Origin of the sequence: Limnospira sp. PMC 1279.21 (assembly GCF_032349615.1) — a bacterium.
In the GTDB taxonomy this organism is placed as follows: Bacteria; Cyanobacteriota; Cyanobacteriia; order Cyanobacteriales; family Microcoleaceae; genus Limnospira; species Limnospira fusiformis.
In genome coordinates this window covers 1-524 of the sequence record NZ_JARPLU010000510.1, presented here as the reverse complement: position 1 = coordinate 524, position 524 = coordinate 1, and the positions used below count along the sequence as shown (strand labels likewise).

The window sequence follows — 524 nt, the reverse complement described above, 5'->3', positions numbered from 1 at the left end:
ACGCTCATTCGCCTCTAAAAGCTGATAACCTCCCGAACTATGCAAATGCCATCCTTGAAAGGCGTTGGCTTCAAACGGGTCAAATACAAAGTAATCTGGTGTCCGAAAAGTCCGCTGATACAGCTCCTTTTTCTTTCCTTTATCTACTCTGGCGGTACTGGGAGACATTAGCTCCACAATGACATCTGGGTAGCGACCCCCTTCCTGCCATACTACCCAACCCTGTCGTTCTTTGGTGCCATCTACATCTAACACCGCAAAAAAATCTGGCCCGCGAAAATCTCGGTTCCTAGCTTGTTCGCTGCTATAGTAAATAAACATATTCCCGCCTGTATAGAAATCATGGCGCTCGCTCCAAGCCTGTTGCAATGACCTAATCAGGACGTTCATAGCAATGCGGTGACGGTTACTTTCCAAAGGCTCTCCATCATCAAAAATCAAATCTGTTGGCGGCATGGGGGGTTCCCATTCCGTTTCGGTAGCAGTTTCGGGGCTAGTATTGGCAGTGAGTTCAACTGACATTT

General features: G+C 47.5%; 1 protein-coding gene. It reads right to left on the bottom strand.

Translation table 11 applies throughout. The features are described 5' to 3' along the window. The coding region (locus tag P5683_RS25705; RefSeq protein WP_315641283.1) for a Uma2 family endonuclease at positions 1-522 on the bottom strand (522 nt) is incomplete at its 3' end. Positions 523-524 lie beyond the last annotated feature (2 nt).